The sequence below is a fragment of the Pseudogracilibacillus sp. SO30301A genome (assembly GCF_037072025.1).
Lineage (GTDB): Bacteria > Bacillota > Bacilli > Bacillales > Amphibacillaceae > Pseudogracilibacillus.
Genome location: NZ_JAXHDD010000086.1, coordinates 1 through 11,093 on the forward strand (window position 1 = coordinate 1; position 11,093 = coordinate 11,093).

Consider the following 11,093-nt stretch of genomic DNA (forward strand, 5'->3'; position numbering starts at 1 on the left):
TGATATGTAGGTAATTAGGTAAGGGAGGGAAGATAATAAAGAGAAGCTTTAAATAGTCGGTTTCGTCCTTTTATCGATGCCCTCATTTAGATAGAATTAACGGTAAAGTAATCATGATATAGTCCTTCTTAAGAAACCTGAAAAAGTAAAGGCTATGGCAAAAAGCCATAACCTCTGCTTGGTAAATATTATTCCTTGTTTTTGTCTGCAAATGCGGCCATCGCATCACGCATGAATTTAGCTAAGCCTTCACCAAATTGATCGATGTTCTTCGTGAAACGCTCATCGTCTACGTACATTTGGCCTAATCCTTTGAACATCTCAAGAGAGTAGTCCCCCATCTTGTTTAAGAACTGATACCACTCCTTGATTCCTTCCTGAGCCTCTTTGGACTCTGGAGGTAGATTGCGAATTGCGGCAAGGCTACGGTAAATTTCGTTGAATCTTTCTTGATCGAGGGTCGTCATGTTTTTTGCTTTTTCATTTGCTTCATCAACTGCTTTATCGCTCCACTTTTCTCTTGCCTCTTGTTCATATGGGTTATGGCTAAAGTCAAAGCCTTCAAATTTTTCTTGATTTGACATTTGTATTTCTCCTTTCGAATGTTGAATGGTCTTTTCAATCGTCTGGATCATTTTATCGAGTCGGCGCTTCTCTTCTAGCAGCATTTTATGCTGTAGTTTTAATGTTTCCTTCCGGTCAAATGATGGACTATTGATAATCTCCTTGATTTTCTTTAAAGGGAAGCCAAGTTCTTTAAAAAATAAAATTTGCTGCAAGGTCTCGAGATTCGATTCAGAATATATACGATAACCAGCTTCAGTGGTCTCCTCAGGGATTAATAATCCAATTTCATCATAATGATGCAGTGTGCGCACACTAATTCCCACTAAATCAGCAACTTCTTTCACTTTCATCTTGTTTCACTCCCTTCACTAACTACTATAAAGTATCCCGTAACGTGAGAGTCAATATCAATTATAATTTTTTTAAAATCAATTTTAAGTTTAAAGAAGCCTAACTGAGAATAGTTGGGTATGAAAAGTTTTCGTTATAAATAATTTCTCAGTATGTATGATTTGAAAATTTATATAAACAAATTACAATGAATGTATGAATATAAAATAATTAAATTCATATGTTTCTATGAATGAAATCTAAAATTTAGGTAAACGTTCATCTCAATCATTTAAAATTATGATTTGAAAAGGAGAATTTAGATGGCTAGAGGATTTAGTTCAAAGGAAAAGCAAGCTATTCGTCTTTCCCTTATTCAACAAGGGAGAGAACTCTTTCGTAAATTTGGCTTTCAGAAAACAAATATTCTTGATATCACTAAAAATGTTGGTATTGCGCAAGGAACATTTTATAAATTTTTTAATTCTAAAGAAGAATTATATTTTGTAATCCTGGAAATAGAAGAACAAAAATTAAGAGAACAATTTGCTGTAGCAGATATTTTTACAGAAAAAGATCCTAAACAATCTATAAAAAATATCCTGCAGCAAATGATCGAAATGATTGAAGAAAATTCATTAATCCGTGAATTATTTATTGGGGATACAATGACGCACATTGTAAAGAAATTGTCGCCTGAATTGCTTGAAAAGCATTATCAAAATGATTCTTTCGCGATTGAGCCGCTTTTAGAAAAACTAAGAAAGGAAGGATTTATCATCGAGCAAGAGCCGCAAATGATAGCTAGTATTCTCCGCTCTTTCTTCTTACTAACGCTCCATAAAAAAGAAATTGGTGAAAGTGTTTTTGATGAAACGATGGAAGTATTTATTGATCTTATTATTGATGGTTTGATAAAGGAGGGAGAATAAATGTCAACAGTCATTCAGACGAATCATCTATCCAAAAGTTATCATGGTTTTCAAGCAGTTAAAGATGTTTCTTTAAGTATTAAGGAAGGGGAAATATATGGATTTATTGGATTAAATGGCGCTGGGAAAACAACAGTCATTCGGATGATATTAGGTATGGTTCGTCCAACTCATGGTGCTTGTTATATTCATAATCAAAAAGTTCATTTAAGTAACCATCATATTTGGAATCAAGTAGGCTATATTGTGGAAACACCACATTTTTATCCAGAGCTGACTGTTAAAGAGAATCTTGATATTTATCGACGTCTTCGTTTAATCTTAGATAAAAATATTGTATCAAAAGTGATGAATCAACTTAATCTAACACAGTATGCAGATAAGAAAGCGCAGAACCTTTCATTGGGTAATGCGCAACGACTCGGTATAGCTAAAGCACTTCTCCCAATGCCAAAGGTGTTAATTTTAGATGAGCCTGTTAATGGACTTGATCCTGCTGGTATTGTAGAAGTTCGAGAATTGCTTCAAGATTTAGCTTTCAATCAAGGAGTGACAATCTTAATATCAAGTCATCTTTTGACTGAAGTTGCTAAAATAGCAACGAAGATTGGTATTATAGATAACGGTCAACTAGTTCAAGAAGTTGAAACAGTTAACTTAAATCAGCTTCTTCACCAATATTTACTCATTCATACCAAAGATAATAACGTCGCACTTTCTAAACTTTTATCTGCTGGATATGTTGCGAAAATAAATGATAAAGGACTTATTGAAATATCTGATCAAGCAGCTATTGAACATCCAGATGAAGTGTCTCGTTTTCTTGCTTATGAAGGATTTCCGCCAATGAAATTAATTGTAAATGAGGAAGATCTTGAAGCTTATTTTTTCAGAACAATCACTAAGAAGGAGGAAATTGTACCATGAGATACTTCTTTCCTGTTTTACAGGTAGAACTGTTCAAAATACGGAAATCAAAAGTAATATGGATTACGGTGGCAGCCTTCACACTTGTTCCTTTCATAGCTGGTTTTTTTATGTTTGCATTGAAATACCCCGAGTTCGCAGAAAGTTCCGGCTTGCTAGGAGCTAAATCTCAAATTGCTGGTGAAGCAAGCTGGCCAGCTTATTTAAATCTATTTGCTCAAATGATTGCAGTAGGCGGCATTTTAATTTTTGGATTCGTAACAAGCTGGCTATTTGGAAGAGAATATACAGATGGTACAGTAAAAGACCTCTTAGCACTACCCTATTCAAGATTAGTTATTGTTCTAGCGAAATTTATTGCCATGTGTATAACAAGTCTGTTAATGACTCTTTATATCGTGTTGCTTGGATTGGTATTTGGCTGGCTGATTAATCTCCCGCAATGGTCTCATATCGTATTTACAGATGGAATGAGAGTATTACTTGTCGTAACAATTCTCACCATTGTATTAAGTACACCAATTGCTTTTTTTGCCAGTTTCGGACGTGGATTTTTGTCCCCGTTAGGCTTTACTATTTTGCTGCTTGTTCTTTCACAGATTATAGCAATCGCAGGGTTTGGTGAATACTTTCCTTGGTCTATTCCAGCAATTTATAGTGGTGTTGTAGAGGCTGGTATGTCCCTCGATTGGATTCATTTATCAATAATCCTGATCACAAGTAGCATTGGTTTGTTTAGTACACTATATTGGTGGCTTTTCGCAGATCAACACTAAGAAACAAAAACTTCTTGAATTTCAAGATAAAACTAACATAATGATGTACAACAAACTGGAAAACTATTAAAGATTTTTGTAATCAAACAGATTAAAGAGCTGGATGATGAAAGTGAAGAAAGTATAAAGTGAAACTTCCTTCAGTGGGAGTTTTCTTCCATCCCCTACTGAAGGTTAATTGAACGAATCGGGGCGTCCAGTTACACTGCGATAAAAGAGCCATTTCACTAATTTTCAACTGTTTGTATTCATTAAATGAAAAATTAGAGGGATAGATTACTAGAAAAAAGCTGCGCCTGACTGCTTTAATCCATTGTTGTTTTTGTTAGCATTAAATTATACTGAAGTTAATCAATTAAGGAAATATGAAAGTAGAAATGGGATTGTTTATCGAAAGGTGCAAATGTGGCTGTATACCTCACTCTCAAAGCTTTCCGTATTTTAAAATGTGTCATAAAAAAAGATGCTTGGAGGAATTGTTAAAATGAATCATAAAGCAGGGAAAGATGAAAAAGTAATTAATATGTATGAGTTAATCACTGAAAATGAACGTCTTGCTATGTAAACCATCGTGCTTTGCTTTCGTTGTCGCATTTAACGATATTTTTGATATATGAATCTGTTAATGCTTTGCTGATATATAAAGATGTATTCACTGGACGAAATCGTGCATTTCCTAAGAAAAGAAGCAGATGATAAAGAACACCAGGCGAATTATTGTGAAGTTCTTAGATCCCTTCTCCTAAATCTTTCACTATATCATAAATGCCAAGCCCAATACCTTTTATACGTATTGATATCCTCAAACATTCTGACATTACTAATATCCACATGCTGAAATGTATGTACTTGCATAAAAATTTTCTTTACTTCATGCCTCAAGTTTATTCGCACTCCTCTCCAAAAAAACCTAAAAAACTTCAAGAAATTTAAATTCTTGAGGCACTTTTGGATTAAATGTTTAATTATTGAATTTCTCACCTATTGGTGTAATTTGATATCTTCTTTTCTTGAAGGTATTAAAGATTTATTATATTTTTATTAGATTTCATTTGTTAAATCAATTAAAGAATTATCATTTCGGTATCTATTAATCATCCCCCTAAAAAGGCTTTAAGACAGTCACTTTAAAACTCTAGATAACAAAGTAGTTTATCTATTTCTTTATCATAAATAGTTACTTTATGATTAATTTCTATTAACATGGTATCCTCATCAGTTGCAGGTTCGTAACCAACTATGATTTTTGGAATATCATAGATTTCTTTCAAATTAACTAAAAAATGCACTATTTTTTTCAACCTTAACCTGTTATCATCCTCCCCATCCTTTAATATCTCATTTTCAGGAAAATTAAATACAATGTCACCATCTTGTTCATCAAACGAGAAAACTATTACTACATTTTTTAAAGAAATACCTAACTGCAATTCTTCTATAAGAATATTTCCCGTTCCTTTTGGTGATAAAATCTTTTCAATATTTTTCACTTGTGAAAAATCCAAATCTTCTTCTGAAATATTATCATAAAAATGTGATGACCTAAGTGTTAATGTAGATAATTTAAGTTCGTCATAAACTAATTTATTAAGTTCTCTCTTATTAAAATCAGATAATATAATCTCTAAATTTTCCAATAACAACCCACCTTTCTTACTAGTCAATAAACCCCTTAAAAGTTCCATCAAGGTTTAACCTAACTCCACGCCCATCTGGAAGTTTTTTCTCCAAAAATTCTATTCCTTTAGGATTTTTAATTTTTATAAATCCTCCAGGTCCATCCAATATTTCTTCAAGATGTATTAATGCCATTTGATTTATTTGGTCAGGGCCGCCTTTAACTTTCCCCCAAATGCTTGGATTTCTTCCTGCATGCTTTTGTAATGCATGCCCTACGACAGTCTCTCCACCCTTTTTAGGGACAGCTGCAGTATCTATTATAGTTTTATTATTAACTTTAACAAAATTACCCGTACCTTTATCGGACACCGTCTCTATACTATTCCCACAATTTTTTTTACCCGTTAACCACTCGACAATATGATCAGGATTATATTCTGAATTCCCAGGATAACATAACGAGGACTCAGTAAAAAACCAGTAAAATCAATGGGTTTGAAACTTTACCCGCCCTTAAAGTCATCGTTATAGAAAAAACTCATAACGAGTTGATTTCCTAGTGTTTATGCGGGTTTAATCCCTCCTCGTTACGTGTTTCCGGGAATCCAGGTTATATACATTGTACGCTGTTGGTTGGTATTTTCTTGTGAGTAACCGATCAGTTTCAATGATCGTTGTATAAACACCTGGATTTTCTATCGTTAGAGGATGTGTACCCTTTAGCTGGTTCACTCATGGCATATTTCTTGATGTTCGGACTGCTGTACCTGCGCCTTTTGGATTTATCAGTTCAATTCCAATTGTCCCAATAATATAGGAGAACCATCGTGCTTTACTTTCGTTATCACTATTCACGACATTTTTAATATAGGAATCTGCTAATGCTCGACCGAGATAATAAGAAGTTGGGACCGGACGGAATCTCGCATTCCCTATAAAAAGCAATAAATTCAATAATCACTCCAGATGAATCTGTAAAAAGGTCGGAGATTCATATAGATTCATATTTAGTAAAAGGTGGCATTTTTGGTATATATATGGTATTATTAAACTAGTAATAAGTAATAATCAAAGGGTTTAAAAAATGAAGAAATTAGGTTTTCTAGTTCTACACTTACTCTACTTGCACCTAGTCTTGCATTTGCCGATTCTGAAGGTGGGAATAGAGGTGGTTGGGTTGAAGGTGAAGGTTACTGGGTTGAGTCTTCTGACATAATTCTTTTTTCTTCTCCGGACAGCCATAATGGATGGAAACAGGTAAACAGCGATGAGACAAAGTATCGTGCAGTCGAGTAACTACTTGGAAGGGCAAAAGGCATTATACTAGAGCTCGTATGGAAGGACATATTACAGGAAAAGTTTATGCTGACAGTAGTAGAGTATGGGGTACCGATTCGACAGAAGCAAGGAGTCCATGGACAAGTAGAAATGCACGGGCTATCACAAACTGGGGGACTTGATTAATTTAATCTCCTATTAAGGCTACCATTTAATAGTTTGGTAGCCTTTCAAATTCCTTTTTTAGGGGTTAGTTTATATGAGTAATGTTAATAAATTTAAATACTTTAATTTTCTCATAATATTTATAGTTCTATCAATACTAGGTAGTTGCTTAGTTGTAATTTTTAGTTTATATCAGTTAAAACAAAAAGAATTACAAATGCTGTCTTCTCATCTGTATGGTCCTTCACCTTTCGTATTTATGTCAACTAACAAAGAGGATAGCGAAATAATAAATAACTTTAGCGAAATAAAAAAAGAGGCTTTTACAGTTTTTTATGAAATAGATGAATTGTCTAAAGGGTATTATTTTCATAAAGAAAATTATATGCCCCCGATGATAAAGGGGCGTTTTTTTGACGAAGGGGACTTTTATAATCAAAAAAAAATTGCCGTTGTTGGTAAAAACGTTTCTGAATCTATAATTAAAGAGATTAAAGAAAGTGACTATGAAATAATTGGTGTGATGGGAGCAGATTATCAATCAGATATCGACCGTCTTGTTTATTATAATCTTGATTCTTTAATAGATTTAGAGAAGGAGTCTAATCCTTTTATACTAGTTTCAGATAAAAATATAGAGGCAATATTAAGTGAATTAAAAATTCAAAGTTTTGATGACGTATCTATCATTCAACGAAGTAGTAATGGAACTTTTAATTTTATAACCGATGAATCCTTTCACCCTTTTCTTACAGCGATCATTCTACTATTACTAGCTTTATACAGTTTTACGATGATTTACTGTTATTATTTTGATAAAAATAATGAAATTAAAATACTCTGGTTAATGGGAGTGCATTATAATTCATTTTTTAGAGTATCGATTATGAACTTTATATTAACGTTTACAGGTACATATTCCCTAATCAGTTTTTTCAGTTTTGTATATATATTCGTTCAATCACAAATGGAACGTTTAGCACTAGGTCATTTGAATAACTTGATAATGGGTTTTTTTCTTATTCTATTCTTTTCGATGGTAGGCATAATCTATTTCTATATCAGAACGATTTTGAGATTTAGAATGGAGGAATATGCTAAATGATTGGAGAAATTATAGAAAATATTAAACGAAGGAAATTATATTCAATTTTAGTTATTTTCTTCGTGTCATGTTTTCTGGTCACGATGTTTTTAATTGGGCAAATTTTTCAGGTTTTTCTGGAAAGAGAATCAATGATTGAATCGTTTGAAGGTTTAGAAGTCTATCCTATTATGGATACGTTAGACAATGATGAAGAATTTCAGACTTTCTTAAATGAACCAGGCGCATTAGAAAAGGTTAAAGCATTTTATAACCAACTAAATGAAAACATAGAGGATGATTATCTGTACGTTTTTCAACAACCAGTTGAGGTTGAGAGTATTATTGATGAAGTTTATTTAGAAGGATATGAAGAAGGTAGAGGCGAAGAACGTAAAAGTTATGGTAGTCCATATCCTGTTAAAACGGTTCAAATGAATGGATTAGCACTAAATATGTTTCCCCTGGAAATTGCTGATGGTGAATCATTCATATCTGAAGATTTCCAATATAAAGAAAATGGTGAGATACCAGTACTGTTAGGTTCTGAATATAGTCAGTATTTTGATGTAGGTGACTCCATAAAAGGATCGTATATATTTAAGGAATTTAATTTTATAGTTAAGGGATTTTTAAAACCGTACTCATTTGTTGAACGTCCTCAATTCCCCGAAATAAACCTTGAGAGAAGTATTGTTATGCCAGCTATGGAGTTTGAAGATCCCAAAAGTCTAGATGATGAAGAATTCCAGTTACGGCATTATATGCAATTAATAAATGGAGCTATTTATAGTGAAAATGACAGGAGTAATGTCGATCAACAGTTGCAATACGCTCGGGAAGTGTCGGGTTTTTCACATTCCACTCTCTTAGGTGAATCTACAACAACTTTAGGAGCATATTTTGACGCATTAGCCCAACATAAAAACTGGCTCATATTTTTTGCTGTAGTCTTGTTCCTTGTCTGTGTTGGAGGAACGTCAATGGTGATGGTTAAAAAAACAAAAGAAAACTCAAAAAACATAATGATTCATCTTATTTCCGGGGGGACTATACAACAAATTTCTAGGATTATTTATGGTGAAGTTACAGTTCTAGTACTGATACCAACAAGTATAATTACATTTATTATTTTAGTCTTTATGCCTCAGCTACCTTTAATGTATCCTTTAATAATATTTATAACAGGAGTAATAGTTATAACTGTTACTGTTTTGCAAATACATATATTGATTCGAAGAACACCAACATCTCAATGGCTTAAAAGAGGAGAAGAATAAATGCTTATCCAATTAAAAAATATACAAAAATCGTATAAAAAAAATAGTGTACTTAAAGGATTAAACCTTGAAGTTGAACAAGGTGAAATGATTGCAATAATGGGAAGGAGTGGGGTGGGTAAATCCACCTTATTAAATATTATTGCCGGAATAGATAAACCTGATAAGGGAGCGTACCTATATAAGAATCAACCTATCCATAACCAGAGCATCAATAGTCTTGCATCTTTTCGTCGTGATAATATAGGATTCATTTTACAAAACAATCCTTTAATAGATAGTAAAAATGTTTTTAATAATATTGCCTTACCATTGGAGTACAGTAGGGTTTCAAAAGAAATGATACAAAAAAAGGTGACGAATGTTTTAACTAATTTAGAAATATTAAATTGTAAAGATAAATATCCTTCCATGTTATCTGGAGGAGAAGCACAACGAGTGGCTATAGCCCGAGCTTTAGTTCAGGATCCAGAAGTGATACTGGCTGATGAGCCTACTGGATCATTGGATGAAGAGTCGGAAGAAAATGTTATGAATTTATGTCAGGAATTAAATAAAGAAGGTAAAACAGTTATTATAGTTACTCACGATAGAAGAATAGCAGAAAAGTGCGAAAAAATATACAATATTAAAAATGGTAAATGTGCAGAAGGTGAGTAGAAAGTTAAAGAAAGATAGAGATAGTAATTACTTTGTTCCCTACTATAGAAGAAGTATCATTAAATGGAATTCAGGTACGTTTAGAACCGGCTTTAAGTTATAGCTAGGTTCTTTTGGACTTGGATTATTTAAATTGTATGAATCTGTAAAAACTTTGTTAATATATAAAGATTATCTACATGATGAAATCATGCATTGATAGAAGCGGGTAATAAAAAATACAAACAGATTACAGTGAAGTTCATATATCCCTTTTCCTAAATCAACTAAAGGAAATCCTTAAAGAACCGAACTTTTTACATAGTGAATTGGCACGCATAAAAGGGCTTCGTCCTAAAAATATCAGCAGTCTTTGTTCAAACAATATTTGACAGACTTTGTTTATTACCATTGTATACAAAGTGTTAGACATCGATATTCAGAAGTAAATCGAGGTGGAGCAGTCTTCTTGCTATAGTAATCGTTCTATGTACGTCCAAGTTGCAAAAAATTTAAAAGGCAGGGAGAAATCCAAGGTTAAGTATTTGAGAATGACGGTATCTGATAATTTATAATTATTTTCATAAGATAGAATACATTAAATAGGGCATATGTTTTAGAGTTGTTGTACCTACTATAAAATTTGTTAAAACATCATATAGGGCTTATAAGGGTTATCTCTATGCCATGAATAAGGGAGGGGGAACGTTCGTCACTCCGTCCCCAAAAAAGGCGGTTATCGATACGATAACCGTAAAACAATTAACTTACAGTATGTTTATTCCCATTTATAACAATGCTTTTTGCTTCAACTAATAATAAAGCATTCCATATCTCCAACGCAAAATTAGCATTAGAATAATATTGATTAACCCAGTCCTCTTCTATTGATGAGGGCTTAATTTGTCCTATTCCCCTAACATAAAAGTCAATTGAAGTTAATTCTAAATAGTCATCTTCCTCAACATTGGCTATTGTATTAAGCCTTTCTTCACCAGTATTTTCAACGAAATACCATGCCGTTACCCCTTCAAAAACCATTTTATACTTATTTTCATAGCCATTATCTATTGTTTTCAACTCAAAACTAATAGTATTTTTCAAGATATCAAATTCATACCTTTCAATAACTGCGGCCCATAGTTCATTGAGTATATCAGATAATCTATCCTCCATATTATCACTTTCCTTTATATGCTTTTATCATTATATCAATCTGTTTTAATGCGTCATCGGTTATATCAATATGCGTAAGGCTTCTATCATTGGATATTTTACCATCAAGCGTAAGTGAACCTTTTCCATCAATACTAACTCTAAAGTATGGTTCATTTCGTCCTCCAGAGCCTGCTTCCATGCCCCTTACTGTAATAGATTTATTACCATTTGGTATTTCAACTTTGTAACCTTTTCCTTTGGCATTTCTAACAGTACCACCTAGTTTACTTCCTATATCATCTGCTAATCCCTTTGTATTATTAACATATCTAGTACC

At 32.9% G+C, this 11,093-nt stretch carries 11 protein-coding genes and 1 pseudogene; 6 read left to right on the plus strand and 6 right to left on the minus strand.

Annotated features, from left to right (window positions below; all coding sequences use genetic code 11):
* Positions 1-188: 188 nt before the first annotated feature.
* Positions 189-917, minus strand: a complete 729-nt coding sequence (locus SPD89_RS21605; protein ID WP_336264006.1) for a MerR family transcriptional regulator — start codon at positions 915-917, stop codon at positions 189-191.
* Between the two features lie 303 nt (positions 918-1,220).
* Here SPD89_RS21605 and SPD89_RS21610 point away from each other — a divergent pair, with 303 nt between their 5' ends.
* Genes SPD89_RS21610 through SPD89_RS21620 form a run of 3 tightly spaced genes read left to right on the plus strand, consistent with a single transcriptional unit; the run spans position 1,221 to position 3,532 of the window.
* On the plus strand, positions 1,221-1,829 hold the full coding sequence (locus tag SPD89_RS21610) for a TetR/AcrR family transcriptional regulator (RefSeq protein WP_336264007.1): 609 nt from the start codon (positions 1,221-1,223) through the stop codon (positions 1,827-1,829).
* Positions 1,830-2,756: an ABC transporter ATP-binding protein gene (locus SPD89_RS21615; RefSeq protein WP_336264008.1), complete on the plus strand. Its 927-nt coding sequence runs from the start codon at positions 1,830-1,832 to the stop codon at positions 2,754-2,756. It abuts the gene before it with no gap.
* A complete protein-coding gene (locus SPD89_RS21620) occupies positions 2,753-3,532 on the plus strand; it encodes an ABC transporter permease (RefSeq protein ID WP_336264009.1) in 780 nt (259 codons plus the stop codon). Before SPD89_RS21615 ends, SPD89_RS21620 begins: the two co-directional genes overlap by 4 nt.
* Before the next feature lie 1,127 nt (positions 3,533-4,659).
* Here SPD89_RS21620 and SPD89_RS21625 read toward each other — a convergent pair.
* From SPD89_RS21625 to SPD89_RS21635, 3 genes are all read right to left on the minus strand, one after another.
* Positions 4,660-5,169 (minus strand): hypothetical protein, encoded by a 510-nt coding sequence (locus SPD89_RS21625; protein ID WP_336264010.1) that lies wholly within the window; start codon positions 5,167-5,169, stop codon positions 4,660-4,662.
* Positions 5,170-5,188: 19 nt separating this feature from the next.
* On the minus strand, positions 5,189-5,521 hold the full coding sequence (locus SPD89_RS21630; protein ID WP_336264011.1) for a hypothetical protein: 333 nt from the start codon (positions 5,519-5,521) through the stop codon (positions 5,189-5,191).
* 363 nt (positions 5,522-5,884) lie between these two features.
* Positions 5,885-6,106 carry a hypothetical protein gene (locus SPD89_RS21635; protein ID WP_336264012.1) on the minus strand — a complete coding sequence of 74 codons (222 nt, stop codon included), beginning with the start codon at positions 6,104-6,106 and terminating at the stop codon, positions 5,885-5,887.
* A 583-nt stretch (positions 6,107-6,689) separates the two neighbouring features.
* Here SPD89_RS21635 and SPD89_RS21640 point away from each other — a divergent pair.
* Genes SPD89_RS21640 through SPD89_RS21650 form a run of 3 tightly spaced genes read left to right on the plus strand, consistent with a single transcriptional unit; the run spans position 6,690 to position 9,619 of the window.
* The gene (locus SPD89_RS21640) at positions 6,690-7,700 is read left to right on the plus strand and encodes an ABC transporter permease (RefSeq protein ID WP_336264013.1); all 1,011 of its coding nucleotides are present in this window, start codon (positions 6,690-6,692) and stop codon (positions 7,698-7,700) included.
* Positions 7,697-8,959 (plus strand): hypothetical protein, encoded by a 1,263-nt coding sequence (locus tag SPD89_RS21645; protein ID WP_336264014.1) that lies wholly within the window; start codon positions 7,697-7,699, stop codon positions 8,957-8,959. Before SPD89_RS21640 ends, SPD89_RS21645 begins: the two co-directional genes overlap by 4 nt.
* Entirely contained in the window at positions 8,960-9,619 is a 660-nt protein-coding gene (locus SPD89_RS21650; protein ID WP_336264016.1) for an ABC transporter ATP-binding protein, read from the plus strand.
* Positions 9,620-10,360: 741 nt separating this feature from the next.
* Here the strand turns inward: SPD89_RS21650 and SPD89_RS21655 are convergent.
* Both SPD89_RS21655 and SPD89_RS21660 read right to left on the minus strand, forming a co-directional pair.
* A complete protein-coding gene (locus SPD89_RS21655) occupies positions 10,361-10,774 on the minus strand; it encodes a YxiG family protein (protein ID WP_336264017.1) in 414 nt (137 codons plus the stop codon).
* Positions 10,775-10,778: 4 nt separating this feature from the next.
* Positions 10,779-11,093 (minus strand): annotated as a pseudogene (locus SPD89_RS21660) (RHS repeat domain-containing protein); the annotation flags it as partial.